This is a genomic window from Ensifer sp. D2-11, from assembly GCF_054161295.1.
Genome location: NZ_CP096434.1, coordinates 392,823 through 417,593, shown reverse-complemented (window position 1 = coordinate 417,593; position 24,771 = coordinate 392,823). Strand labels below are relative to the sequence as shown.

22 protein-coding genes, 1 tRNA gene and 2 pseudogenes are annotated in these 24,771 nt (G+C 62.1%); 14 read left to right on the top strand and 11 right to left on the bottom strand.

All coding sequences use genetic code 11. The features are described from left to right. Positions 1 to 113 precede the first annotated feature (113 nt). Both M1D34_RS19205 and M1D34_RS19200 read left to right on the top strand, forming a co-directional pair. The gene (locus M1D34_RS19205) at positions 114 to 1,094 is read left to right on the top strand and encodes a LysR family transcriptional regulator (RefSeq protein ID WP_018098300.1); all 981 of its coding nucleotides are present in this window, start codon (positions 114 to 116) and stop codon (positions 1,092 to 1,094) included. Positions 1,095 to 1,252: 158 nt separating this feature from the next. Next, positions 1,253 to 1,705: a hypothetical protein gene (locus tag M1D34_RS19200; protein ID WP_498783715.1), complete on the top strand. Its 453-nt coding sequence runs from the start codon at positions 1,253 to 1,255 to the stop codon at positions 1,703 to 1,705. Between the two features lie 3 nt (positions 1,706 to 1,708). Here M1D34_RS19200 and M1D34_RS19195 read toward each other — a convergent pair whose 3' ends face one another. Beyond that, positions 1,709 to 1,951: a hypothetical protein gene (locus M1D34_RS19195; RefSeq protein WP_498783713.1), complete on the bottom strand. Its 243-nt coding sequence runs from the start codon at positions 1,949 to 1,951 to the stop codon at positions 1,709 to 1,711. 294 nt (positions 1,952 to 2,245) lie between these two features. Here M1D34_RS19195 and iolG point away from each other — a divergent pair, with 294 nt between their 5' ends. Further along, positions 2,246 to 3,238 (top strand): inositol 2-dehydrogenase, encoded by a 993-nt coding sequence (gene iolG / locus M1D34_RS19190; RefSeq protein ID WP_498783711.1) that lies wholly within the window; start codon positions 2,246 to 2,248, stop codon positions 3,236 to 3,238. 64 nt (positions 3,239 to 3,302) lie between these two features. On the opposite strand, the gene M1D34_RS19185 is transcribed toward iolG, so the two are convergent. Both M1D34_RS19185 and M1D34_RS19180 read right to left on the bottom strand, forming a co-directional pair. Beyond that, positions 3,303 to 5,666: a bifunctional diguanylate cyclase/phosphodiesterase gene (locus tag M1D34_RS19185; RefSeq protein WP_498783709.1), complete on the bottom strand. Its 2,364-nt coding sequence runs from the start codon at positions 5,664 to 5,666 to the stop codon at positions 3,303 to 3,305. A gap of 119 nt (positions 5,667 to 5,785) precedes the next feature. Continuing rightward, entirely contained in the window at positions 5,786 to 6,997 is a 1,212-nt protein-coding gene (locus tag M1D34_RS19180) for an ROK family transcriptional regulator (RefSeq protein WP_498783707.1), read from the bottom strand. Between the two features lie 385 nt (positions 6,998 to 7,382). On the opposite strand from M1D34_RS19180, the gene xylF reads away from it, so the two are divergent. From xylF to M1D34_RS19150, 6 genes are all read left to right on the top strand, one after another. Beyond that, positions 7,383 to 8,420: a D-xylose ABC transporter substrate-binding protein gene (gene xylF, locus M1D34_RS19175; protein WP_498783705.1), complete on the top strand. Its 1,038-nt coding sequence runs from the start codon at positions 7,383 to 7,385 to the stop codon at positions 8,418 to 8,420. A 115-nt stretch (positions 8,421 to 8,535) separates the two neighbouring features. Next, complete coding sequence (locus M1D34_RS19170; protein WP_498783703.1) at positions 8,536 to 9,897, top strand: sugar ABC transporter permease; 1,362 nt, start codon at positions 8,536 to 8,538, stop codon at positions 9,895 to 9,897. Between the two features lie 14 nt (positions 9,898 to 9,911). After that, positions 9,912 to 10,697: an ATP-binding cassette domain-containing protein gene (locus M1D34_RS19165; protein ID WP_003535549.1), complete on the top strand. Its 786-nt coding sequence runs from the start codon at positions 9,912 to 9,914 to the stop codon at positions 10,695 to 10,697. A 181-nt stretch (positions 10,698 to 10,878) separates the two neighbouring features. Next, a tRNA-Arg gene (locus M1D34_RS19160) sits at positions 10,879 to 10,955 on the top strand. Positions 10,956 to 11,218: 263 nt separating this feature from the next. Then, positions 11,219 to 11,476, top strand: coding sequence for a hypothetical protein (locus M1D34_RS19155; RefSeq protein WP_498783700.1), 258 nt, complete (start codon positions 11,219 to 11,221; stop codon positions 11,474 to 11,476). Beyond that, entirely contained in the window at positions 11,466 to 11,795 is a 330-nt protein-coding gene (locus M1D34_RS19150; RefSeq protein ID WP_498783698.1) for a type II toxin-antitoxin system PemK/MazF family toxin, read from the top strand. The genes M1D34_RS19155 and M1D34_RS19150 overlap by 11 nt, the downstream gene beginning before the upstream one ends. 515 nt (positions 11,796 to 12,310) lie before the next feature. Here M1D34_RS19150 and M1D34_RS19145 read toward each other — a convergent pair. Then, the gene (locus tag M1D34_RS19145; protein WP_498783696.1) at positions 12,311 to 12,502 is read right to left on the bottom strand and encodes a hypothetical protein; all 192 of its coding nucleotides are present in this window, start codon (positions 12,500 to 12,502) and stop codon (positions 12,311 to 12,313) included. 86 nt (positions 12,503 to 12,588) lie between these two features. On the opposite strand from M1D34_RS19145, the pseudogene M1D34_RS19140 reads away from it, so the two are divergent. After that, positions 12,589 to 12,714, top strand: a pseudogene (locus tag M1D34_RS19140) (carboxymuconolactone decarboxylase family protein); the annotation flags it as partial. A gap of 52 nt (positions 12,715 to 12,766) precedes the next feature. Here M1D34_RS19140 and M1D34_RS19135 read toward each other — a convergent pair. The 4 genes and pseudogenes from M1D34_RS19135 to M1D34_RS19120 form a co-directional block, all read right to left on the bottom strand. Beyond that, positions 12,767 to 12,922: a hypothetical protein gene (locus tag M1D34_RS19135; protein ID WP_498783694.1), complete on the bottom strand. Its 156-nt coding sequence runs from the start codon at positions 12,920 to 12,922 to the stop codon at positions 12,767 to 12,769. A 152-nt stretch (positions 12,923 to 13,074) separates the two neighbouring features. Next, positions 13,075 to 14,224 (bottom strand): annotated as a pseudogene (locus M1D34_RS19130) (IS110 family RNA-guided transposase). A gap of 459 nt (positions 14,225 to 14,683) precedes the next feature. Then, on the bottom strand, positions 14,684 to 15,856 hold the full coding sequence (locus tag M1D34_RS19125) for an IS481-like element ISRm20 family transposase (RefSeq protein WP_318861125.1): 1,173 nt from the start codon (positions 15,854 to 15,856) through the stop codon (positions 14,684 to 14,686). Positions 15,857 to 16,022: 166 nt separating this feature from the next. Further along, complete coding sequence (locus M1D34_RS19120) at positions 16,023 to 16,916, bottom strand: LysR family transcriptional regulator (protein ID WP_498783692.1); 894 nt, start codon at positions 16,914 to 16,916, stop codon at positions 16,023 to 16,025. Positions 16,917 to 17,071: 155 nt separating this feature from the next. Here M1D34_RS19120 and M1D34_RS19115 point away from each other — a divergent pair, with 155 nt between their 5' ends. The 4 genes from M1D34_RS19115 to M1D34_RS19100 all read left to right on the top strand — a co-directional run bounded on the left by M1D34_RS19115 (position 17,072) and on the right by M1D34_RS19100 (position 20,767). After that, positions 17,072 to 17,725 (top strand): hydrolase, encoded by a 654-nt coding sequence (locus tag M1D34_RS19115; RefSeq protein ID WP_498783691.1) that lies wholly within the window; start codon positions 17,072 to 17,074, stop codon positions 17,723 to 17,725. Positions 17,726 to 17,896: 171 nt separating this feature from the next. Further along, positions 17,897 to 18,781: a non-homologous end joining protein Ku gene (gene ku, locus M1D34_RS19110; protein WP_498783689.1), complete on the top strand. Its 885-nt coding sequence runs from the start codon at positions 17,897 to 17,899 to the stop codon at positions 18,779 to 18,781. A gap of 11 nt (positions 18,782 to 18,792) precedes the next feature. Beyond that, entirely contained in the window at positions 18,793 to 19,611 is an 819-nt protein-coding gene (ku, locus tag M1D34_RS19105; protein WP_498783687.1) for a non-homologous end joining protein Ku, read from the top strand. A 226-nt stretch (positions 19,612 to 19,837) separates the two neighbouring features. Beyond that, on the top strand, positions 19,838 to 20,767 hold the full coding sequence (locus M1D34_RS19100; RefSeq protein ID WP_498783685.1) for a LysR family transcriptional regulator: 930 nt from the start codon (positions 19,838 to 19,840) through the stop codon (positions 20,765 to 20,767). A gap of 40 nt (positions 20,768 to 20,807) precedes the next feature. Here M1D34_RS19100 and M1D34_RS19095 read toward each other — a convergent pair whose 3' ends face one another. The 3 genes from M1D34_RS19095 to M1D34_RS19085 form a co-directional block, all read right to left on the bottom strand. Further along, complete coding sequence (locus M1D34_RS19095) at positions 20,808 to 22,397, bottom strand: MFS transporter (RefSeq protein WP_498783683.1); 1,590 nt, start codon at positions 22,395 to 22,397, stop codon at positions 20,808 to 20,810. Between the two features lie 88 nt (positions 22,398 to 22,485). Beyond that, positions 22,486 to 24,423: an amidohydrolase gene (locus M1D34_RS19090; protein WP_498783681.1), complete on the bottom strand. Its 1,938-nt coding sequence runs from the start codon at positions 24,421 to 24,423 to the stop codon at positions 22,486 to 22,488. Next, entirely contained in the window at positions 24,420 to 24,668 is a 249-nt protein-coding gene (locus M1D34_RS19085; RefSeq protein ID WP_498783679.1) for a XapX domain-containing protein, read from the bottom strand. Before M1D34_RS19085 ends, M1D34_RS19090 begins: the two co-directional genes overlap by 4 nt. Positions 24,669 to 24,771 lie beyond the last annotated feature (103 nt).

Here is a 24,771-nt window from a genome sequence, read left to right as displayed (position 1 = left end):
GAATCAATTGCCATAACTGTCAAATACAATATCGCTTTGCATGCATACCAAACTTGATATACCACTCTAAAAGAGTGTGATTTTTGAAACTCTTGAAAACGGAACCGAATGCGATGCTCGATGGCAGGCAGAATGCAGCCGGGCTCACAGGAGAACTGCTGGAAACGGGGCTCTTCCGCTCCGGATTGAAGATCAACCACTTGCGGCTCATCCTGGCGATCGACGACCATCGGCGCATCAGCGCCGCGGCCGATTCGCTCGGGATTTCGCAGCCGGCGGCATCGCGCATGCTCGCGGAGATCGAAGCGATCGTGAAGGCGCCGATCTGCGAGCGGGTGGCGCGCGGCGTCGAACTGACCCGCTACGGCGAGGCCCTGGCGCGCCGGGCCCGCACCATCTTCCTCGAGTTGCGCGAGGCTGCGCGCGAGATCAACGAGCTGAAGACCGGCAGCGGCGGGTCGGTTTCGCTCGGATCGGTCACCGGCCCGGGGCTCAATCTCGCAGTGCCGGCGATCCGCCAGGTGTCGACGGCCTATCCCGGGATCGAGATCAACGTGCAGATCGACAACAGCAACGTGCTGACGCGGGAGCTTCTGGCGGCGCGGCACGATTTCATCGTCGGGCGGATCCCCGACGATCTCAATCCGCGGCTGTTCAACCTGGTCGAAATCGGTTTCGAGGAGGTCTGCCTCATCGTCCGGGAGGGACACCCGCTGTTGGACAAGGCGTCAGCCAGCGCCCACGACCTCCCGGGCTACGACTGGGTGTTCCAGCCGCCCGGTACACTGCTTCGACGCGCCGTCGAAGACAGTTTCGCTTCCGCCGGCGTCAGGCTTCCGGCAACGGTCATCAATACTTCATCGACCATCCTGACGCTGTCGATCGTGCGGAACACCAATGCGATCGCTCCCGTTGCGCTCGACGTCGCCAGGCTGGTGGCGGGCAACGGCACGGAAGCCGGCGAGATCCGGATTTTGCCGACCGAATTTCCGATCCGCATCAAACCCTATGGGCTGATCACCGCCGAAGGCCGGGCCCTCCCCCCGAGCGCAAAGCTGCTTTACGATCTGATCCTGAAACAGAGCAGGGCGTGATGCACGCCGAGCTTCTCTGCAAACGTCATCCTCGGGCTTGACCCGAGGATCCATCATTCTAGGCTGCATTCCTGGCCTGTGGATCCTCGGGTCAAGCCCGAGGACGACGATCGAGTGCCTTACAACCTAAAGACTAAGTGCCTGCCCGGAGAGACTTGATGTTCGGCATGTCGGTATTCCATTCGGTGCTCGAGCGCCTCAAGGCCGAGCAGGACGACGAGCTGTCGGACGAGGCAAGGGACGGATGGCGGGACACCATCATCGGCGCGGCGCCGGGCTTCATTGCCGAAACCTCGGCCCGCGCTTGGGCATCCCGCGGCGCGGTAGAACAGGCCTATCGCGCGCTGGCGGCGGATGAGCGAGCCGAACCGTTCTCCATGCCCGACTATCTCAAGCGCACCGGCCTTGCGGAAGTCGCTTCCGAGCTCGCGCTCGGAGAAGCGGAAACCGCGCTGACGCTCGCGGCCAAGCGAAGGCGTTTCGCCGCCTCGAATCATCCCGACAGGCTGCCCGTAGAAGCGCGGCTCAATGCGACCTTGCGCATGAAGCTCGCCAACATGCTCATCGACGAGGCTTTGAGGCGAATCGAAAAGCCGACGGTGACTGGATAAGCGTCAGTTCGTGCTGTCGGTCGTGTCGCCGGCGGTTTCGCCTTTGCTCTGGCTCTCCTCCTTCGGCCGGTAAAAGAAGAGGAGGGACGCGCCCGCATAGGCGGTCACGACCAGAAAGATCGTCCCCCACATCACCTGCCCCCCGTAGAACTCCACCGCCGTCCATACAGCGCAGAACAGGATGATCAGCAGCCGGATCCACAAGGGACGATAGAAGGGATGATCCGGATCGATGAATTTGATCATTCTGGTTCCTCTGGGGAGACTTATGGCAAGTTCATCTACTGCATATTTCTGCAAATAGGTAGCAGGTACATCTTTTCGGTTCGATGCGTTCGGCCACTTTTGGAAAGTGCGCCGAGCGCATCCAGGCGGTTGACACTTGACGGCGCCAAGGCGATTGGAATAAATATTCCGTGTATTCAATAATTGGCCGTTTCGTTCCAGTTCCTCCGCGGATGCCCCGCGACGCCTTCGCGCGATGAGCGTCAATCATCGTGTGCCAACCCGGTCGCGCACCGGAATTCAAGGACGACAGTGATGACAGTGAGATTTGGTCTTCTGGGCGCCGGGCGTATCGGCAAGGTTCATGCGAAAGCAATCAGCGGCAATGCCGATGCCCGCCTTGTCGCGGTGGCGGACGCCTTTCCGGCCGCCGCGGAAGCGATCGCCGGCGCCTATGGATGCGAAGTCCGGACGATCGATGCGATCGAAGCTGCCGGCGACATCGACGCCGTGGTGATCTGCACGCCGACGGATACTCATGCCGATCTGATCGAGCGCTTCGCCCGTGCCGGCAAGGCAATCTTCTGCGAGAAGCCGATCGATCTCGACGCCGAGCGCGTCAGGGCCTGCCTGAAGGTCGTGTCCGACACCAGGGCCAAGCTGATGGTTGGCTTCAACCGCCGCTTCGACCCGCATTTCATGGCCGTGCGCAAGGCGATCGACGACGGGCGCATCGGCGAGGTCGAGATGGTGACGATCACCTCGCGCGATCCCGGTGCGCCGCCGGTCGACTATATCAAGCGTTCGGGCGGGATCTTCCGGGACATGACGATCCATGATTTCGACATGGCGCGTTTCCTCCTCGGCGAGGAGCCCGTTTCCGTCACCGCGACTGCGGCCGTGCTCGTCGACAAGGCGATCGGCGACGCCGGCGACTATGACAGCGTCTCGGTCATCCTGCAGACGGCATCCGGCAAGCAGGCGATCATCTCGAACTCGCGCCGTGCCACCTATGGTTACGACCAGCGTATTGAGGTTCACGGCTCCAAGGGCGCCGTCGCCGCTGAGAACCAGCGTCCCGTTTCGATCGAGATCGCGACCGGCGAAGGCTACACGCGCCCGCCGCTGCACGATTTCTTCATGACGCGCTATACGGAAGCCTACGCCAACGAGATCGAAAGCTTCATCGCCGCAATAGAAAAAGGCGCCGAGATCGCGCCGTCGGGCAAGGACGGCCTTGCCGCCCTGGCGCTCGCCGATGCGGCGGTCCGCTCGGTTGCGGAAAAGCGCCAGATCAGCATCGCCTGACCGCCTCCCGCCTTTTCGTGGAGAAAGGCCGGGCGCTGCCCGGCCTTTTTTGTCTCATGACGAGTCAAGCCCCTACCCGATGCGGCATCGTGGCGGATGATGAGGCCGCGTCCACGCTCGGCGCCAGCCCGGGCCGGCCGGTCAGAAACCCCTGGATCTGCCGGCAACCCTCGTCGACGATGATCTGTCTCTGCCGCTCCGTTTCGACGCCTTCGGTGACGACCGGAAGGTTGAGGCTGTGGCCGAGCGCGATGATCGCGCGGCTTATGGCATGGGCTGCCGGATCCTTGTCGAGCGAAGCGGTGAAGCTGCAGTCGATCTTGAGCTTGTCGAACGGGAACGTCTGAAGATTGCTGAGCGAGGAGTGCCCAGTGCCGAAATCGTCCATCACGATCCGGACTCCAAGGAGGCGCAGCCGGATAAGAATTGCAAGGACGTCGTCGCGGTTATGCATCAGCGCGGCTTCGGTGATCTCCAGTTCGAGCCGCCTCGGTTCGAGCCCGGTCCGCAGCAGGATTGATTCGATCCGGTCGAAAAGGTTTGGGAGGAGGAATTGTACCGGTGAGACATTGACCGAGACCGGCAGCGGCTCGTGCCAGCGCACCGCCTCCCTGCAGGCCTCTTCCAGTACCCATTCGCCGATCTGAATGATCGAGCCGCTCTCCTCGGCGATCGGAATGAACAGATTCGGCCCGACGAGACCGCGATCGGGATGGCGCCAGCGCAACAGCGCCTCGTAACCGACGATCCTGTCGTCCCGCACGTCGACAAGCGGCTGATATTCGAGGAAGAGCTGCCGCCTGACGACTGCGTGCCTCAAATCGTTCTCGATCTGCCGGCGCGTGCGCACGGCAGCGTCCATTTCGGCGTCGAAGAAGCAGGCGATGCCCTTGCCGGTTTGCTTCGCCCGATAGAGTGCCGTATCGGCATTGCCGTAGAGCCGCTCGGCGGTGGTGCCGTCGCTCGGACAGATCGCGACGCCGATGCTGACCCCGACTGCCATCGGATCGCGCCGCGTGTCCATCTCTTCCGAAAAGAGCTTGAGGATACGGTCCGCCAATTGCCGCGCGGCTTCCGGCTGCGCCGCCCCGGTCTGGACGATGGCGAACTCGTCGCCACCCAGTCGCGCGATCGTGTCGGCCTCTCCTGCCGCCGCCCGGAGAATGTCGGCCACCTTCCTGAGGATACGGTCGCCTTCCCCATGGCCGAAAATGTCGTTCACGGCCTTGAAGCGATCGAGGTCGAGACACAGAACCGCCAGCGCGTCATTGTGGTGAACGGCGGCAGCCAGGGCCTGTCTCAGGCGGCGATCAAAGGAGCTTCGGTTGGAAAGATCCGTCAGCGCATCGTGGTGAGCGAGATGTTCGATCGTCCGTTCGGCATCCTTGCGCGCCGTCAGATCCCGAACGAAGATCACGTCGCATTGCCTGCCCTTGTATTCGATCGTTCGGCAGAGCCTTTCGACGGGCACGTATCCGCCGTCCGCGTGAAGGAGCTCTCCCTCGCTTGCCCCCTCTCCGGCCCCAAGGTCGTTCGGGCTCCGTCTTTCGGGCGCTTCGGCGAACAGCTCCCGCCGTTGCCTGCCGACGAGCTCACCAGGCTTTCGACCACAGAGAGTGGCGAAGCGTTCGTTCACTTCGATGACCTCTCCGCCGCGAAGGATCACCATGCCCTCCAGCGAGGCATTGGCGAGCCCCTTGAGGTCCGTCAGGTGCCTGTCGACGAAGAGAGCGCCGAAGGCCATGAGAATGAGCGTGGTCGATGCGGCGATGACGCCGCCCGCCAGCCAGAACGGATCGAAGACGTGCGTTGCCGCGACGCTCGGGTCGGGGATCAGGACGACGCCGCTCATCGACGTGAAGTGCAGGACGCATATCGCGGCCACCAGGAGCAGGATGGATGCGGCGAGGCCGCGCACGCCGCGCAGCATCTGGAACGAATGCAGGGCGAGCGCGGCGATCAAGGTGCCGAGAAGAACGGCGGCGAAACTCGTTTCCGGGTCGAATGCGACCCGTCCCTGGACCTCGATGGCGCGCATGCCGCTCACGTGCATGGCGGCAATTCCGAGCCCGAGCAACAAACCGCCAACGGCCGGAGCATGGCGCGAGGTTCCAGCCAGACCGACCAAAAAGGCAACCCAGGACGCCGCGATCGCGACCGCGATGGAAAAGCTCGTGCCGCCGACGCCGTAGGCGATGGGGATTCCCCCGTCATAGGCGAGCATCGCGATGAAATGCGTCGACCATACGCCGACGCCGCAGGCAAAGGCGCAGACCGCAATCCAGAGGTGTCGCTGACTGCCTGCGCTGCGCCGGGCGCGCTCCAGAAGCAGCATCGTCGCGACGCTGCCGGCAAGGCAGACGACCGCCGCCACCACGATCAGGCGCCAGTCATGATCATCGCGTATGCATGCAATCACTGAAAACATCGCCGTCCCCCACGCCGAAGACAGCTTGGCAAGGAGACTCTAAATAACCGTAAATTGAAGACTGCGCAGCACTCGCGTCAGCCGGAACTCTGCGACACCGACCCGGCAGACCGGCCGCCTCACGGATGTCCCGCTGCGGCAATGTCGCCGTCGATCGCGCCGAGGACCCGATCGAGATGACCGTCGAAAACGAGCCGCTGCTCGTCCGGGACCACCCTTATCTGCGGCATGCCCTGCAGGCGGACCTGCAGCGAATGCGCGAGGCCCTCCTCCAATCCCTTCTCCAGAAGATCGAAATAGCGCGTGCCCGGCCCCGTCACGAAGATCGGCATCGGCTCGTAGAGACTGAGCATCCGCGAAATGCCGTTGCCGAGCGCCAAGCCGGCCTGGCGGAAGGCATAGCCGCCCATCCGATTCCCCTGGCGCGCGCTCGCGGCGATCTTGTCCATCTCCGACAGCGGCACGAACTTCGCCGGTATCGTGTCGGAGGGCACCTCGAAGGCCGTGCGCAGGATCCCGTAGAAGCCCGCGGCCGCTTCGATGCAGCCATAGCTGCCGCAGCGGCAAAGCCCCGCGGACGCCTGATGCAGCATATGACCGAAATTCGGCGCCGAGACATCGAGCTCGCCGGACTTGCCTCTTCTGGCGAGCCCAAGCCCGATGCTGTGACCGAGCGAGACGGCGGCAAGCGCATGGAAACCGCTCTCTCTTTCCTCTTCCCTTACCGCGAGGGCGTGCGCCACCAGCAGCGACTCGTTGCTGAGCATGATCCTCGCGCGCCAGGCGGGCCGGAGCAGTTCCACGAAGTCGAGTTGCTCGCTGCCGAAAACCGGCGACCAGATGAGCCGCGCGCCACCGCCGGCCACGAGCCCCTTGCTGCTGATCGAAATGGCGAGCACCTCGTCCTTCGAGATATTCGAGCGGACGAGCAGGCGTTCGAGCGCTGCTGCCAGAACCTCCCCGAAAGCGGCAGTGCCGCGAAGATCATGGCTGCGCGCATCCTCGAAACGGTCGAGCAGGATGCCGCCATAGTCCGCAAGCGAGTATTGCACGAGGTCGGAGGAAATGCGCACGACGATCACGTAGCCGCAGCCCCGTCTCGGCTCGAAGAGAACCCGCGGGCGGCCGCGGCCGCCCTGGACGTGCTGCTCGGTCTTGGCGATGATCCCGGAGCGCTCCAGCTCAGCGGTGATGACGGAGATCGTCGCCGAGGCAAGACCCGTCTGTGCCGCAATCTCCGTATGGGAGAGTGAGCCTTTACGGCGGAGCGCCGCGAGAACGAGGGCGCTGTTCTGCTGACGCACAAGCTCGGTGCTGGATTTGGTCAGCATCGGTTCGCCTTGCAGCGCCGCGCGCCCGACGAGGCGCTCAAAGGGCGCTGCAGCTCTTCAAGGTGCCGCATGTTCAATCCCTGAACCGGTGCGAACAAGTGAAACATGCATTAGCGATAGCGGGTCCCTCGAAGACATGCCCCTCCCAAAGCATCTGACGGAAGACATGACAAGGCGCATTCATGTTTTCCGTAGCGATTTCAACGCGCTGCGGCAATGATTCACACGCTGCGGCGGCCTTGTTGACAGCTTGCGGAAACTCTGACATTTATTTTCTCGACTGTCGAGAAAAAACGCGGCGACGCGATAGCGGCAGCATCTGGAGGCTCGTCGGGGATGCGTGCGGGAGGTTCGTGCGCGCGGCCGGGCCATTTGGGAGGATAGGATGAAATCCATTTTGAAGCTGATGGCGGGGGCTGCCATCATAGCGTCCATGCATTCCGCGGCGATCGCCAAGGATCTGGTCATCGGCGTTTCCTGGTCCAATTTCCAGGAAGAGCGCTGGAAGACCGACGAGGCCGCCATCAAGGCCGCGCTCGAAGCTTCGGGCGACAAGTATATCTCGGCCGACGCGCAGTCTTCCGCCGCCAAGCAGCTCACCGATATCGAGTCGCTGATCGCCCAGGGCGCCAACGCGCTCATCGTGCTTGCGCAGGACTCCGACGCAATCGGTCCGGCGATCGAGAAGGCAGCCGCCGAGGGAATTCCGGTCGTCGGCTATGATCGCCTGATCGAAAATCCCGACGCCTTCTACATCACCTTCGACAACAAGGAAGTCGGCCGCCTTCAGGCGCGCGAGGTATTCAAGCAGAAGCCGGAAGGCAACTTCGTCTTCATCAAGGGCTCCTCCGCCGATCCGAACGCCGATTTCCTCTTCTCCGGGCAACTGGAAGTCCTGAAGGAAGCGATCGACGCGGGCAAGATCAAGAATGTCGGCGAAGCCTATACCGATGGCTGGAAGCCGGAAAACGCCCAGAAGAACATGGAGCAGTTCCTGACCGCCAACGACAACAAGGTCGACGCGGTCGTGGCCTCCAACGACGGCACTGCCGGCGGCGCGATCGCGGCACTCGACGCCCAGGGCCTTGCGGGCTCGGTGCCGGTTTCCGGCCAGGATGCCGACAAGGCTGCGCTGAACCGCGTGGCGCTCGGCACGCAGACGGTTTCGGTCTGGAAGGACTCCCGCGAGCTCGGCAAGAAGGCAGCCGAAATCGCCGTGACGCTTGCCGGCGGCAAAACCATGGACGAAGTCGAAGGCGTGCAGACCTTCAACGGCGGGCCGAAGGGCGTCGCCATGAAGTCCGTCTTTCTCGCGCCGCTGGCGATCACCAAGGACAATCTGAACGTCGTCATCGACGCCGGCTGGATTTCCAAGGAAGAAGCCTGCCAGGGCGCCAAGAGCGACGTCGCTGCCTGCAAATAACCGCAACGAAATGGCCGATCTCCGGTCTTCAAGAGCGCCGCAACGCACACCGTTGCGGCGCTCTTGCAAGGTGCGAAGCGGATCGAACGACATCGACAGATAAGTGGGGGATGGCATGGCCATGGCCGACATCACAAAAGCCAACCAGACACGGGCCGATCAGATACCGGGCACGCAGGCCGGCCGCGCCCGCACGACGGACGAAAACCCGGCGAAACGCTTCTTCCGTGCCACCGAAATCGATACCCGGCTGCTCGGCATGGTCGGCGCGCTGATCATCATATGGCTCGGTTTCCAGGTGATGACCGGCGGACCGTTCGACGGGCTGTTCCTGAAACCGCGCAACCTGTGGAACCTGACCGTCCAGACCTCGTCCGTCGCGGTCATGGCGACCGGCATGGTGCTGGTCATCGTCACCCGCAATATCGACCTCTCGGTCGGCTCCGTCCTCGGCTTCTGCGGCATGATCATGGGCGTCCTGCAGGCGCAGGTCCTGCCGCAATATCTCGGCCTCGGCCATCCCGCCATCTGGGCGATCACCCTTGCCTCAGGCATCGCGGTCGGCGGCGCCATCGGCGCGCTTCACGGATCGATCATCGCCTTCCTCAACGTTCCCGCTTTCATCGTGACGCTCGGCGGCCTGCTGGTCTGGCGCGGCGCAACCTGGTTCGTGACGAGCGGCCAGACGGTTGCGCCGATGGACGCCACCTTCCGTCTCCTGGGCGGCGGCACCGAAGGTTCCATCGGCGCGACGGCAAGCTGGGTCGTCGGCTTTCTTGCCTGTATCGCCATCGTCGGCGCCATTTTGAACTCGCGCAAGCAGCGCAAGCGCTTCGGCTTCCCTCTGCGCCCTGTCTGGGCCGAGTATTTCCTGTCGATCCTCGGCTGCGCTCTGGTGCTTGGCGCGGTGGCCGTCGCCACCCATTATTACTGGCCGGTCAATATCGCCCGCAGATATTCCGATGCGAACGGCATCGCCTGGCCGGACGGCGGCCTGCAGATCTCGCACGGCATTGCCATTCCCGTTTTGGTCGCGATCGTCGTCGGCATCGTCATGACCTTCATCGCCACCCGCCTTCGCTTCGGCCGCTACGTCTTCGCGCTGGGCGGCAACCCCGAAGCGGCCGAGCTCGCCGGCATCAAGACGCGCTGGGTCACCGTCAAGATCTTCACGCTGATGGGCGTGCTCTGCGCCATTGCGGCGGCCATCTCGACGGCGCGCCTCAACGCGGCGACCAATGCCCAGGGCGAGCTCGACGAGCTCTACACGATCGCGGCCGCAGTCATCGGCGGGACTTCGCTCGCCGGCGGCGTCGGCACCATTGCCGGGGCGATGATCGGCGCGCTCGTCATGCAATCCCTACAGTCGGGCATGGTCCTTCTGGGGATCGATACGCCCTTCCAGCGGATCGTCGTCGGCGTCGTGCTCGTCACCGCCGTCTGGCTCGACACCGTCTACCGCGCCCGCGCAAAATAATCAGGAGTTCGAACATGACTGAACAACGCACTCCGCTCGTGGAAATGAAGAACATTTCCATCTCCTTCGGCGGCATCCATGCGGTGGACGATGCTTCCGTCGATCTCTACCCCGGCGAGGTGGTCGCCCTCCTCGGCCATAACGGCGCCGGTAAGTCGACGCTCATCAAGATTCTCTCCGGCGCCTACAAGCGCGATGCCGGTGAGATCCTGATCAACGGCGAACCGGCCGAGATCAACAATCCGCGCGACGCCAAGAAATACGGCATCGAGACGATCTACCAGACGCTGGCCGTCGCCGACAATGTCGACGCCGCCGCCAATCTCTATCTCGGCCGCGAACTGCGCACCCCCTGGGGCACGCTGGACGACGTGGCGATGGAAGCCAAGGCCCGCGAAGTGATGGGCCGGCTCAACCCCAACTTCCAGCGTTTCAAGGAACCGGTGAAGGCGCTTTCCGGCGGACAGCGGCAATCGGTGGCGATCGCCCGCGCCATCCTCTTCGACGCCCGCATCCTGATCATGGACGAGCCGACCGCGGCACTCGGGCCGCAGGAAACCGCGCAGGTCGGCGAGCTCATCAAGCAATTGAAGCGCGAGGGCATCGGCATCTTCCTGATCAGCCACGACATCCACGACGTCTTCGACCTCGCCGACCGCGTCTCCGTCATGAAGAACGGCCAGGTCGTCGGGCACGCGCGCACCGAGGACGTGACCAAGGACGAGGTGCTCGGCATGATCATCATGGGCAAGGTGCCCCCCAAGGCCATCCCCGGCCCCGGCGCCATGCAGATGGCGTGAGGCGACACGAACGCCCCAATGCCGCGTCGACGGACGCGGCATTTTCTTCGCGCAAGCCGCTTCCCGCAGCCGCCAAACGCAAATTTCCGCTGCAAACTCCGTCAATCACCATTGAAGCGGCGCGCAAGCTAGGCTAAGAACCGCTCACAGCCTGCTTCGGCGGCCCTGCCGCCAAACGGATGCACCCGTAGCTCAGCTGGATAGAGTGTTGGATTCCGATTCCAAAGGTCACAGGTTCGAATCCTGTCGGGTGCGCCAAAAATCTTAAGCAAAAACAAGTGCTTGCCGGTTTCTTTGACCCCGCAAAGAGTGGCACTACGCTTAGCACAGTCCAAAACGCTAGGCGGAATTAACTCCCGGATCATGGCGAATAGGCGATTGCGGTGTCCGACGCACGTTGTCGTCCTTGGCGATCTATTAGCCTCTATGAGTGGATCCCTGTAGCACGTTTTTTGCTCTCCGGCCTTGCGACAACCCGTCGCCAGCGTAATATATTCTGTAACGCAGGGAGGTGTTACAAAATGTCGAAAATGAGTTTCAGCACATTGCCAAGCACGCGGGTCGATCCCGATGTGCGGGAGCAATTCCTGAGAGCGGCAGAGCAAAATCACCAAACCCCGAGTGAGGCGATGCGTGAGGCTGCGCTGCAATACATTCGCAAGGCCCGCAAGAAGGAACTAGAGAGGCAGGCCGCGAACATCAGGGCGAACCGCGAAGACGAAGAAGACGTAATGCGCTGGATCGAAGCCCATAGCGTGGGAATCTCAGATGACGATTAAGCGCGGCTCGATCTACACAATGGCGGCTAAGGGCGCATACACGGGCAAGCCTAGACCGGCAATCATCATTCAAAACGATGAAATCCCCTTCGATAGCGTAGTGGTAGTTCCGACGACAACGACATGGGTCGATGCTCCTTGGTTCCGCATCGAAATTGATCCGACAGAGGCCAACGGACTTACCGAACGCTGCTACGCAATGTCGGATAAGATCGTGACGATCCCAAAGGCCAATTTGGGGAAGAAACTAGGCGCACTAGACGAGATTCCCATAAAACTCCTAGAGAGTGCCGTCCTCGAAGTGATCGGGCTTAAATAGGACTGGGCACAACCTTCCTCGTGGCCGACTGCTCAACCCGGAGAACAATTCGGTTCTCCGGGTATTTCTTCATCGACCGGCTGACTTCAACGGCTGCATCGTCCGATTATGGAAAGAGAAATCATCGCCTTTATCAAAAGATCAGACAAGATGGTGGCTGGTGTCGCACAAAATCTATGTGATGCCACGGCTGATATTACCTGTGCGCAAGTTGGTAACCGAGTGATTCCCCCCGATCGGAGGCTATTCTGTCGCTGGCCAACTAGCTCTGCGGTTTAGAAACCAACATTCCCAGGCGTCGGAAAATGCCTGGGAACCCTCCCGAAACAAAACAGGAAACAAACGCGCGGGTTAAACGACAACAAAAAAGTTGCGCCACCTGTGCCCCGTGGTGCGGTATCACGTATCTCGTTGAAAGCTATTAAAGGCCGCCATCGAGCGGCCTTTCTCTATTCGGGTGCCGCCGAACTGCGGACGTTCAACCTCGCGAGGATCGCCGGGACTGCTCCAACTCTTTAATACCGCCATCTCGGCGCGCGTTTGACATTGTGAAGCAACTCCGAAGCCTCAGCGAAATCGCCAAAAAGGCTGGTCAAGCGCTTCTCCTCCTCTTGAGGCAAGCGCTGCCGCTGGCAAAAAACGTGAATATTCCACACCTTAGTAGACGTTTGCTTAGAAATTTTGTCGGCTTCCAGACGTTCTACCATCTTGCTCCTCCCAAAGCGAAGGAGGACAGACTATGCTACTAAAGTCTAATTAAGCAAGAAATAAACTAAGTATTACTTATTGCCTGGCGCCCGGCCTGGCGCAGTTCACAACCGACCCGCTTTTCCATGACGTCTGGCTCCGCCCCGACCTCGCACTTCGTGATCGAAGCCTCGTGACCATCAGCTCCCTCATTGCTCGGCGGCGGCAGGCGCTTTCCCGCCTTGATGCGGCGGAATAATCGGCTGCATTCATAGGCTCAAAGCTCACATGAGGATTTCGCCGTCAAGATCAATCACGGTTTCATAGCGTGCCTCTTTCAATTTCGTATCGAACCCATGGTCTGAGCCACCTTGCTTGACGCGGCACGTTTCCGTCGCCGGTTCAAACTCACGTACGGTCGCCGTTTTGTCCGGCAGCACCACTATCCCGCTTGCGTAGCGGCAAGGCTCAGGAGAACGGGACCAATCTAAAGCGCGGCATTTGAAGCCCGACTTTGAGGCGGTTCGCTCACCTGGATCCGCCAGGAGTGATCAGTCCTGGAAGATTTGCGTGTTCGGCCATTTTTTGGTCGTCAGGCGGTCTTCATAACAGCCCCTTCGATGACAAAACCCGCAGTGACAAACTTCCACAGCGCGATAAGGAGCTTGCGCGCCAGGGCAACTATCGCGGCTTTCTTTAAACGTCCACCAGTCGACTGGACCCGATCCACAAACCAACGACTGAGCGCTGACGCTGGCTGATTGCGTAGCCACAGCCAAGACAATTGAATCATCGTGGTGCGCAGCCGGGGATTCCCTGCTTTTGAGACACCTTGTTCGTGGTCAATCGTCCCGCTCATCCATGGGGTCGGTGTCAAACCTGCATAGGCAGCAATCTGCCGCCGATTATCAAAATGTCGGCACAGTGCTTCGGTCCAAAGAATCAACACCCTTCAAGGAAAGCAGCATCGCTGCGGGCGTGGTTGCCTCAACCGCTGGCTGCTCGTGTGTCGAGAGGAGAGAATTGCGCTCGTTCTCCACTGTAGCAATCTGTTCTAGCAGCAACTCGAGCCGGTCGAGTTCGCGATCTACTTGAGCCTTGAGGTGTCTCGGTAGCTCGCGCCCGTCTCCGGTCTGGAGCTCCTCCAGCCGCTTACGGCGATCCTTACGGAGCGGTTGATAGCCGCTGACGCCTTGCGCGAAGAGTAGACCCTTGACGCGATTGACATGTCTGACCCGTTCAGCAATCAACACTTTGCGTTCCCGGCAAATCCGACGCCGATCTTCGTCCTCCGGATCTGGCGCTCTGACCATCGCACATACACGTGGCTCGCCGCGCTTGAACGCGAGCAGTGCGCGCGTTAGAGCCTCTCCATCGATCTTGTCGGTCTTCGCACGCCGACGTCGACGGGAGGTAGCGATCGAAGCTGCGTCAACAACGTAACTCTCGATCCCGTTAGCCTCCAGCACGCGATGTATCCAGAAGCCGTCCAACCCTGCCTCTTGGATTGTCACGATCGGAAATGACTTTCCTGTTCGCAACCGCGCCTTCTGTTGTAGCTGCTCAAACCGATCCAGCAGCTCGGCGACATTGCCACCGTCCACTACATGCTTCGACATCTTCTCGCCGCTGCCCGGCGACAACGAAGTGACCAACCAGGTCGATCGGCTCAGTTCCAATGACACAAAAATTGCGCCAAGATCAGTGCGGACAGCGGTTGGATGAATGGATGCAGGTTCCATAAACTGCTCCTCCTGAGCGAGTGCTTGATGCAGCCTCACTCTGCCAGAGCGTCGGCCGCTGTTCACTCCTCATGGGATCTAAAGCCGAAGGGGTGCCCTTCACCCGCCCCGATCTTCCCTTGCAACCCGGATCAGCCGATCAGATCGGGGCTGATTGTCGTGCCGCGTCGAAGCACAAAGTGACATTTCAACTCTGCCCAACGGCGGACAGTTCAACCTTGCCGCCACACTATCTATAACTCATAACGCCGATAATATGTGAGTGATAGCAAACTATTCTATCGCTCATGCGAAACGGCTGAAATTGCCAGCCAAAAAGCATTGCCGCGGCGCTATCCGACCACCTCATGGAATCTCATCTCTGTGCTTGTCACAGAGATCCAGCAGCGCCGCGTCTGCGTGCGGGAAGAGTTCTTTCAGCCCAAGGACTTGGTCTGGCTGGATCCCTGTGACAAGTGTTTAGCCCGGGGACATGGCGGACACCTGTTCGGATACATCACTGACGGATTGCTTGTTGGTCAAGTTGATTGTTGCGATGTGATGGGCACCGAAGAAAGCGCCATAGTGGCCGTCGCGGTCGAGCGGGCGGATGGCGAGGCGTTCTCCGCAGAAAGCTTTGGGAACTTTCCATAGCCGGCCTTTGAAGCTGACATAGGCTTTGGTGGCGGAAACCTTGCGCACGATCTCGCCCTCGTCATAGACGGGCTCGGGCAGGCGATCCGGCATGGCGCGCGGACTGGGGTGGTAGCGGCTGGCCGGCACGTCATGATCGAGTGCCCCATGCGGGCGCTCGAAATTGTAAAGCTCGCGCCAGGCATCGAAGGCGCGCTGAACGGCAGCAAGATCCCTGAAACGGTCAAAGGCGAACACCTCGGCCTTGAGTGTGCGATGGAAGCGTTCATTCTTGCCACGGCTCTGCGGATGGTAGGGGCGACTGTGCAGTAGGGCGACGCCGAGCTTCAGAAGCCATACGCCGAGGCCGGTCCAGCCCTCGCCTGACGGATCGCCCCATGGCGCGCCATTATCCACGAACATGGCGTCCGGCAGCCCGTAGCGCCGGAATGTCCGCTCCAGATGGCCGCGTACGGTCGCGCCTCGCTGATCGGCGCAGGCCATGAGACAAGGCACGAAGCGGGAATGGTCATCGATCACCGTTAACGGGTGGCAGAGCGTGGCGTCGGCCAATTGCACCCAGCCCTTGAAATCCATTTGCCAGAGCTGGTTCGGCGCCTCCTTCTCGAAGCGCTGCAACGCCGGCGCGCCGCCCGGCGGTGCTACGATCCGATCATGGCGCTTGAGGATGGCATGAACGGTCGAAACCGCCGGCGGGTGGGTTCCCTGCCGTTCCAGATAGCCCACAATTTTGCGCGCCCCCCATGCCCGATGCGCATCGCGCACCCCAAGCACCTCGGTCTCTACCGCTTCGTTGCAACGCATCGGACTTATATGCGGGCGCCGTGAGCGATCCGCCAACTCCCGGTCGCCGGCTTCCCACCGCGCCAGCCATTTATAACCGGTATCCGGGCTGATCCCGAACCGCCGGCACAATTCCCGCCGGTTCACACCCTCCTCAAGCGCAAGTCGCACAAACTCCCGCCGCTCTCCCATCGTCGATACCTCTCGCCACGGCATGGAATACCCCCTTCGAAGCCAAATCCATGCCAGCATGACGTGTCAGCCATCTCCCCGAACACCCGTCAGTTATGTCCCCGGGCTAAACAACAAGCACAGGGATGAGGGATCAAACAAGCCGCGGCGGGTAGCCCGAATCTCAATAAGGCTTCGCCCCGTCCGTGTTCTAACGGTCGAGACCCCAAACGTCCGGATTTCGTGCGAAGGACTCGATCAGCATTTCTACGAGGACCCGGACTTTCCGAGCGGGGTGCTGACCCGGCGGTCGGACGACATAGGCGCCTGCCGAAGGTGGGGGATAGCGTCTCATGACCGGAACGAGCGCGCCGGAGGCCACATATTCGTGTGTGATGCAATCGGGGAGCCAGGCGATCCCGAGTCCTGCCGCCGCGGCAGCGGCAAGCGCCGTGGCGTTGTCGGCCTTGAACCTGCCCTGCGGCTGAACCGTGACAATCCTGCCGCCATCCATGAACTGCCAGGTTTCCGTTCCCTGCATGAGTGCTTGATGGTTGGCCAGTTGCTCCAGCGTTTCAGGCGAACCGTGCGCTTCGATATAGGCCGGGCTTGCGACAAGCTTTCCATAGATCGGCCCGATGCGCTTCGCGATCAGGTTGGAGTCCTGAAGGTAACCAACCCGGATTGCGCAATCGAAGCCTTCGGAGATGAGATCGACGAAGCGATCGCTGTAGGAGGTATGGATGTGCAGCTGCGGGTGTTGTTGCGCCATTTCCGCAAGCACGGGGGCGAAGTGGGTCGGGCCGAAAGAAAGCGGCGTGGCAACTCTCAGGCGGCCGCGCAAATCACCGGCGGGGAGGATCGTTTCCCTGGCCGCATCGATCTCGGCGCTGGCTCGGGCGGCATGGTCTCTGAACGTGATCCCCGCTTCTGTGAGCGCGGCGCCACGGGTCGTTCGTGCAAGAAGCTGAACGCCAAGCTCCGCTTCAATCCGGAAGAGCCGCCGACTGACGATCGATTTGGAGACGCCGAGCCGGCGCGCGGCGGCCGATACGCCACCGGCATCGGCCACTGCGACGAATGTCTGTAGATCTTCGATATCCATTCCGGCGTTCCTCATTTCGCGACACAGCTTGCCTGACCATGGCACTATCGCATCACCGAAAGGAACAGCAAATTGCGTCCAGGCAACGTCATCCGCTGGCGCATGTCTCCCGTGAAACCCGCTGCCGTCCATAGTGGCAGAGAAAGGACGTCTTGATGACCCCTCGTAACGGACTTGATTCGCTTCTTCGTCCTGAAGACTCGGTCCTCGTTCTGATCGACCACCAGCCCTATCAGCTCACAAACGTGAACAGCCACGAGCCGCAAATGGTGGTCAACAATGCGGCCGCTCTGGCGAAGGCCGCCAAGGCCTTCGGCGTGCCCACGATTCTGACGAGCGTGATCGCTGATCGGGGCGGCCGCATCTTCCCCCAGATCACTGACGTGTTTCCCGGCCAAGAGGTGATCGATCGGACGTTCATCAACACCTGGCAGGATGAGAAGGTCGTGGACGCGGTAAAGGCCACCGGCCGCAAGCAGCTCATCATCGCGGGCCTGTGGACCGAGATCTGCGTTGCGATGCCGGCGATCCAGGCGCTCGGCGAAGGTTGGGACGTGACGGTTGTCACCGATGCGTCCGGCGGCACTTCGGTCGAGGCCCACGAGGTCGCCATCCAGCGCATGATCATGGCTGGCGCGAACATGATGACCTGGCTGGCGGTGGCTGCGGAATGGCAGCGCGACTGGGCCCGGACAGAGCATGCCGCCGAGCTTTCCGAGGTGCTCGTGCAGCATGCCGCCGGCAGCGGCATCGCCTTCCTGTGGGAGCAGCAACTGCTCAACACGCCGGTGCCAAGAGACGCGGGCTGATCTGAGCGGGGATGACGAGATTCCTGAACGACGCTTTGTGAGCCGATCGTTTGTCGAGCCTCGTCATCCCCATTCTGCTTCGCTCCGCAATTCTTCCAAGAGATTTGCCCCGTACCGGAACAAAGCGGAATGCGATTCGGTTGACTCCCCTGGATATGCAGGGAGTTAGCCATGGCAGTCTCGGCACGAGCCCAATGGAAGGGCTATCTCCGATTTGGTGAAGTGACTGCGCCGGTGGCGCTGTATACCGCGACGTCGACCTCCGACCGGATCGCCTTCCACACGGTCAACCGTGAGACCGGAAACCGGGTGCGGCGCGAGTTCATTGACAGCGTCTCCGGCAAGCCGGTGGAAAAGGAAGATCAGGTCAAGGGCTACGAGATCGGCGACGAGCGATACGTGGTGCTCGAGCCGGAGGAAGTCGCCTCAGCCGTTCCGGAGAGCGACAAGACCTTGCGGGTCCAGGCATTCATTCCCTGCGACGACGTCGACAAGGTCTATTTCGACAAGCCCTATTATCTGACACCGGACAAGATGGGCACGGATGCCTTTGCCTTGCTTCGGGAAGGCATGCGCAAGAAGAAGGTCGCCGCAATCGCCCAAACGGTCCTCTTCCGGCGCATGCGCACCGTGCTGCTTCGACCGCATGACAAGGGACTGATCGCTACGACCCTGAACTTCGACTACGAGGTCCGGAGCGCCAAGGAGGCCTTCAAGGAGATTCCGGACATCAAGATCGAGGGCGAGATGCTCGATCTCGCCAAGCACATCATCGGCATGAAGAAGGGCACTTTCTCGGCCGAAGAATTCGACGATCGCTACGAGGCCGCGCTCGCCGATCTGATCAAGGCCAAGCTCGAAGGCAAGTCGCTGCCGAAACGCGCACCGCCGAAGGTTTCGAAGGCCAACGATCTGCTCGAGGCGCTCCGCCAGAGCGCCGGGATGAAGAAGCCGCCGGCGGCATCGAAGAAGCGCGCGGGCAAGGAAAGCGCGGCAAAGACCAAGGCGAAGACGGCCGCAAAGAGCGCCCCGGCTCAACGTCGCCGCGCCAGCTAGGGAGGTGAACGATGGCGCCCCCACGCCCATATTGGAAAGGCTACCTGAAGCTCTCGCTCGTCACCTGCCCCGTCTCGATGATGCCGGCGACCAGCGAGTCCGAGAAGGTCCGCTTCCACACGCTCAACCGCAAGTCCAACAACCGCGTCGTGTCCAGGTATGTCGATGCGGTGACCGGCAAGGAGGTCGACGAAGACGACGAGGTGAAAGGTTACGAGCGCGGTGAAAACGATTTCCTCGTGATCGAGGACGAGGAGCTGGAGAGTGTCGCTCTCGAAAGTGCGAGGACGATCGACATCGAGAAATTCGTTCCGCGCGATACGATCGAATGGATCTGGCTGGAGAAGCCTCACTACCTTACGCCGTCGGACGAGGTCGGCCACGAAGCATTCAGCGTGATCCGCGACGCCATGGTAGCCGAGAAGGTCGCCGGCATTTCCCGGCTCGTGATCGGCCGCCGCGAACGCGCCGTGATGCTGGAACCGTGCGGCAAAGGCATCGTCGTCTGGACCCTTCGCTATGGCGACGAAGTGCGCAAGCCGGAGATCTATTTCGCCGATATCGGCGATGCGGATAACGATCCGAAACTGATGAACCTCGTCACCTCGCTGATCGAAGAGCGCAACAAACCGTGGAATCCCAACATGGTCGGCGATCCCGTTCAGGAAAAGCTGCTCGAAATCATAGAAAGCAAGCGGAAGTCTGCGAAGAAGGTAGCCAAGCCGAAAGGCAAGGAGGGAGAGCCGGTCCACGCCGGGAACGTCATCGACCTCATGGCGGCGCTCAAGGGAAGCCTCGAGAAAAAGAAACCCGGGGGCAAGAAGTCTTAAGGGGGAAAGGCGAGCGGCCTGCGTCGCCGGACTATCCAGGTACCCGGGGAGGGCAACATCGTTCATCCAACATCGCCAGGTCGTCGGCCAGATTGGCCTGCGCCCTGTGCCGCGGTTTTCTCCCTCTGCCGCGGGCTTCCGCGCGGCGGCTATCGGAAGTATGGCCTTGCCGATATGGTCAGTATAATTGAATGGTTTTCTTCGTGTTGTTCCAGAAAGTTGGAAAGTGTCGAATCCAGGAACTCCGACCTTCGAGCAGCTCCGCGTCTTTCTGGCGGTGGTCGATAGCGGAAGCTTTGCCGGGGCCGCGCGCAGGCTCAACCGCGCCGTCTCGGTCATAACCTACGGTGTGGCCAATCTCGAAGCGCAGCTGGGCCTCGAACTGTTCGAGCGAAAGGGCACGCGCAAACCGCAACTCACGGCCGCCGGGCGCGCCGTGCTCGCCGAAGCGCGTGGGCTCGCCGAAGGCATCGAGGGCCTGCGCGCCAAGGTCAAGGCGCTGCACGACGGCCTGGAAGCAGAAGTGGATATGGCCGTCGACGTCATGCTGCCGACGGAGCGGCTGGGCAAGGTGCTGCGAGCCTTCGCCGAAGCCTTTCCGACAGTATCGCTGCGACTGCATGTCGAGGCGCTCGGAGCGGTGACCGCGGCGGTACTGGACCACAAGGCCATGATCGGAATCTCCGGTCCCTTGGCGACCGGTGTTCGAGGCGTGGAGTGCATCGCGGCGGGCTCCGTATCAATGGTCCCGGTGGCGGCACCCCATCACCCGCTCGGGCGCATGGAGCGGATAGCGCCAGGCGATGCCCGCGATCATGTCCAGCTTGTGCTGACGGACCGTTCCCCTTTCACCGCAGGCCAGGATTTTTTCGTGCACAGCCCGCGTACATGGCGGCTTGCGGATCTTGGCGTGAAGCACGCGCTGTTGCGCGAGGGAATCGGCTGGGGAAACATGCCTCTCCCACTCATACAACCCGACCTGGCAAGTGGCGCATTGCTCCGGCTTTCCATGCCGGATCACAGGGGAGGCATCTACCGGTTCGGCGGCATCTGGCGCCGGGATACCCCTCCAGGCCCGGCCGCGGGGTGGCTGCTGAACCAGTTCGTGATGCTCGGAGCCGCTGATATCGAGGAAGCGGGACTTTCCGACATTTAGCTAGCAGGCTTGCGCCCTACCCTTTTGTCTCGGGCGACGATTACAACGGCCTTAGCAGATGACGCACGGCCGGCGGGCGGGCACCGATATGGAAGGCGTTGAGCGTCTGCTGGTGGATCTGATCGGCATGGGTGACGCGGGCGTGCTGGCGCTGATGCTCCAGCCAGCTTTCGACCACGAAGCTCTCCACAACCCGCCCGGGTTCGGCAACGTCTTCCCACACATCCCAGCGGATCGCTCCGTCACGTTGCCGTACCGATCGGAAGCGACGCAGGGCTGCGACAAACTCGGCCATCCGCTCGGGTGCGATCCGATACTCGATCTCGACCAGAACCGGTCCGCGATCGCCGCCGGGCTGAACCGAGACCACGGGATCAGCCCAGTGGTGCGAGGGCGCCAGATCGGCGCCTGCATCCCTGGGAAGACGCCAGACCGCCGCGAGAACGAGTGCCGCCGCCTGGCCGATTGCCGCGATGGTGAGCGCCGTGGTGACATCGGTCCGTGCGGCGACCGAGCCCCACAGGACGCTGCCGCCCGTCATGGCTCCCTGGAAGACGAGAAGATAGACAGCAAGCGCTCGCGCCTTCACCCAGCCGGGCGAGGCCATCTGCGCGGCGACGTTCAGAGATGTCAGCATGGCGATCCATGCAAGGCCGGCAACCGCCATGACGGCGCCCGCTGCCCAGGCGTTCGACGTGATCGCGAGCAACAGGGTGGCGAGAGCAAAGAGCAGCGTCGCGCCGATGGAGAGCGTATTGGCAGGAATATGCCGGCGCAGCGTCTTGAGCAGCAATGCCCCGACGACCGCTCCGGCACCCATGCAGCCGAGCAGCGCGCCATATCCGGTTGCGTCGAGCCCCAGTCCGCGCCGTGCGACCAGCGGCAGCATGGCCCACAGCGCGCTGCTGAAGACGAAGAAGCCGACGGCGCGGACGAGCACCAGACGAAGTGCCGGCGCATGCCGGGCATAGCGATATCCGGCCTTCAGCGCGCCGATGAAGTGCTCCGGCGGCAAGACGTGGGAGTCGGCCGGACGCTTCCATCTGACGAGCACGACGAGCACCGCAATGACCGATAGAGCATTCAGCGCAAAGACAGCGGGAGTCCCGGCCACGGCAACGATCACACCACCGAGCGCCGGGCCGATCGCGCGGGCGATATTGATGCCCAGGCTGTTGAGTGCGACCGCATCCGGCAGTGTGGGCTGATCGACCAGTTCCGGTACAATCGCCTGGAAGACCGGCGCGGTAAGGGCGGCGGATATTCCTAGCACCAATGTAGCGGCCAGCAACACATAGGGCGTCGTCAGGTCCTGCCAGGTCAGCGCGGCCAGCACTGCCGCGGCAACCAGACCGAGCGTCTGGCTCGCCAGCAGCATGCGACGCCGGTCGACAGTATCGGCGAGTGCGCCGGCCGGCAGCGCGAGCAGAAACATCGGCAAGGTGGTCGCTGCCTGCACGAGCGCGACCAGCAGAGGACTCGGCGACAGCGAGGTCATCAGCCAGCCGGCGCCGACATCGTGCATCCAGGTGCCAATGTTGGAGACGATGGTTGCGATCCAAAGCGCCCGGAAAACCGCGAAGCTCAGCGGGCCGGCCTTACTCGCCGCGGCAGATTGGTGTGCGGTCATGTGAGCTCCGTCCGAGGGTTGGAGATAGCAATCGATATGAGCTCCCCGATCAACCGAGATGTTCGAGGAGCGCATGGCCCTTTCACCGTCACACCGCCCAACAGCCGCAGCCAAACGCACCCCAGAACGTTCTGGAGTCGGCCGTGGGAACACTGGCACCGAGCGCAGCGGCGTGGTCGTGGCCATGCACGGCACAGCCGTTGGCGCATCCGCAGCGCAGCGACAACTTGGCGCGCGCCTCCGGCGTCTTATGGTAGCCGCCGAAGGTGCCGACCGGCGACCAGTCGGGCATCGGTTGGGGAAGCTCCGGGGCAAGCGGGGTGTAATCGCCGTCCCCATGCACAACCTCGCCGCCAAGAAGGGTGAGCACTGACCGCAGATGCACGATGTCGTCATCCGGCACAGCGAAATAGTCGTCGGAGAGCACAGCCAGATCGGCGAGTTGCCCCACCTTTATCTGACCTTTCTTGCCTTGCTCGCCGGAGAACCAGGTGTTGGCCTCGGTCCAGAGCCGAAGCGCGGTCTCGCGGTCGAGGCGATTGGCTTGCGGATAAAGACGCAGACCGCCGACGGTCTTCGACGTCACCAGCCAGGAGAGCGAGACCCAGGGATTGTAGCTCGCCACGCGCGTCGCGTCGGTTCCGGCGCCGACGGGAATCCCCGCCTGCATCATGCGCCGGATCGGCGGGGTGCGCTCGGCCGCCTTCGCGCCATAGCGTTCGACGAAATACTCGCCCTGATAGGCCATGCGATGTTGCACGGCGATGCCGCCGCCAAGCGCGGCGATACGGTCGATATTGCGGTCGCTGATCGTCTCGGCATGATCGAAGAACCAGTTGATGCCTGAGAACGGGATGTCGCGATTCACCTTCTCGAAGACATCGAGCGCGCGGCCGATCGTCTCGTCATAGGTGGCATGGAGCCTCCAAGGCCAGCGATTCTCCGCCAGCAGGCGGATGACCGGTTCGAGGTCAGCCTCCATATTCGGGGGCATCTCCGGCCGCTCGACGCGGAAATCCTCGAAGTCGGCCGCCGAGTAAACCAGCATCTCGCCGGCACCGTTATGCCGGTAACTGTCGTCTCCCTTACCCGGTGAGACCTGCTTCACCCAGGAGGAGAAATCGGCGAGTTCCTCCTTCGGCTTCTGCGTGAAGAGATTGTAGCTGATGCGGACAGTAAGCTGGCCGTCGCGGTGCAGCCTTTCGACGATCTCATAGTCATCGGGGTAGTTCTGGAAGCCCCCGCCGGCGTCGATCACGCTGGTGACGCCAAGCGCGTTGATCTCGCGCATGAAGTGGCGGGTGGAGTTGAGCTGGTATTCGGGCGGCAGCTTCGGCCCCTTGGCGAGCGTCGAATAGAGGATCGTCGCGTTCGGCTGGGCGAGCAGAAGGCCGGTCGGATTGCCGGCCGTATCGCGCAGGATCTCGCCGCCGGGTGGATTGGGCGTATCCTTCGTATAACCGACAACGCGCAGCGCCGCGGCATTCAACAGCGCCCGATCGTAGAGGTGAAGGATGAAAACCGGCGTGTCCGGCGCGGCTGCGTTCAGTTCGTCGATGGTCGGCAGGCGCTTCTCCACGAACTGGTGTTCGGTGAAACCTCCGACGACACGCACCCATTGCGGCGCAGGCGTCCGGCCGACCTGTTCCTTGAGCATCGCCATCGCCTCAGCGAGGCTGGGCACGCCATCCCAGCGCAACTCCATATTGTAGTTCAACCCACCACGGATGACGTGCGTGTGGCTGTCGATCAACCCCGGGATCACGCGGCGGCCTTTCACGTCGATGATGGTTGCATCGGGTGCCGCGGCCCGCGCCTCGGCTTCGGAACCGACCGCCAGGAAATGCCCGTTGCGGATCGCTATGGCTACGGCGGACGGGTTTTGCCGATCGAGCGTGGTCACCTTGGCGTTGACGAGGATCAGGTCATTATTGGGCATGGGATTCTCCTTGGCATAGGCGCGGAATGGCGAGGAGAGCGCCGCAGCGGCGACGCCGGCGATGGTCTGACGACGGGTGAAGCTCATGAGTCTTTCTCCCGATTGTGAGGCATCGGTCCGAGCACGTGCTCGGCGCACCCGGTCTTGACGAAGGAAGCCACCTCTTGTCCGGCGAAGGCACGCTTGGCGATCGGCAGCATCTGCTCGCCGAGCAGCATGCCGAACAAACCGACAAGCGCAACAACGGGCGGCGCCGGCGAGCGGACGCCAAGCAGGCTGTAGACGACGCCCACCAGCAGGCCGGCGCCGAGCGAGAGCAGATAGATCTTCATGCGGTCGTCTCCTTCCCTGCGTTTTGATCGATTCCGGGATGGCTCCGCGTGTCCCCGGAAGGCTGCGCGCACTTTCCGAGGACCACGGTTGGCCTGCCGCCGC

Coding starts and splice junctions, on each gene's coding strand:
- M1D34_RS19205 (WP_018098300.1), top strand. CDS start 114: ATGCTCGATGGCAGGCAGAATGCAGCCGGGCTCACAGGAGAACTGCTG.
- M1D34_RS19200 (WP_498783715.1), top strand. CDS start 1,253: ATGTTCGGCATGTCGGTATTCCATTCGGTGCTCGAGCGCCTCAAGGCC.
- M1D34_RS19195 (WP_498783713.1), bottom strand. CDS start 1,951: ATGATCAAATTCATCGATCCGGATCATCCCTTCTATCGTCCCTTGTGG.
- iolG (WP_498783711.1), top strand. CDS start 2,246: ATGACAGTGAGATTTGGTCTTCTGGGCGCCGGGCGTATCGGCAAGGTT.
- M1D34_RS19185 (WP_498783709.1), bottom strand. CDS start 5,666: ATGTTTTCAGTGATTGCATGCATACGCGATGATCATGACTGGCGCCTG.
- M1D34_RS19180 (WP_498783707.1), bottom strand. CDS start 6,997: ATGCTGACCAAATCCAGCACCGAGCTTGTGCGTCAGCAGAACAGCGCC.
- xylF (WP_498783705.1), top strand. CDS start 7,383: ATGAAATCCATTTTGAAGCTGATGGCGGGGGCTGCCATCATAGCGTCC.
- M1D34_RS19170 (WP_498783703.1), top strand. CDS start 8,536: ATGGCCATGGCCGACATCACAAAAGCCAACCAGACACGGGCCGATCAG.
- M1D34_RS19165 (WP_003535549.1), top strand. CDS start 9,912: ATGACTGAACAACGCACTCCGCTCGTGGAAATGAAGAACATTTCCATC.
- M1D34_RS19155 (WP_498783700.1), top strand. CDS start 11,219: ATGTCGAAAATGAGTTTCAGCACATTGCCAAGCACGCGGGTCGATCCC.
- M1D34_RS19150 (WP_498783698.1), top strand. CDS start 11,466: ATGACGATTAAGCGCGGCTCGATCTACACAATGGCGGCTAAGGGCGCA.
- M1D34_RS19145 (WP_498783696.1), bottom strand. CDS start 12,502: ATGGTAGAACGTCTGGAAGCCGACAAAATTTCTAAGCAAACGTCTACT.
- M1D34_RS19125 (WP_318861125.1), bottom strand. CDS start 15,856: ATGCCGTGGCGAGAGGTATCGACGATGGGAGAGCGGCGGGAGTTTGTG.
- M1D34_RS19120 (WP_498783692.1), bottom strand. CDS start 16,916: ATGGATATCGAAGATCTACAGACATTCGTCGCAGTGGCCGATGCCGGT.
- M1D34_RS19115 (WP_498783691.1), top strand. CDS start 17,072: ATGACCCCTCGTAACGGACTTGATTCGCTTCTTCGTCCTGAAGACTCG.
- ku (WP_498783689.1), top strand. CDS start 17,897: ATGGCAGTCTCGGCACGAGCCCAATGGAAGGGCTATCTCCGATTTGGT.
- ku (WP_498783687.1), top strand. CDS start 18,793: ATGGCGCCCCCACGCCCATATTGGAAAGGCTACCTGAAGCTCTCGCTC.
- M1D34_RS19095 (WP_498783683.1), bottom strand. CDS start 22,397: ATGACCGCACACCAATCTGCCGCGGCGAGTAAGGCCGGCCCGCTGAGC.
- M1D34_RS19090 (WP_498783681.1), bottom strand. CDS start 24,423: ATGAGCTTCACCCGTCGTCAGACCATCGCCGGCGTCGCCGCTGCGGCG.
- M1D34_RS19085 (WP_498783679.1), bottom strand. CDS start 24,668: ATGAAGATCTATCTGCTCTCGCTCGGCGCCGGCCTGCTGGTGGGCGTC.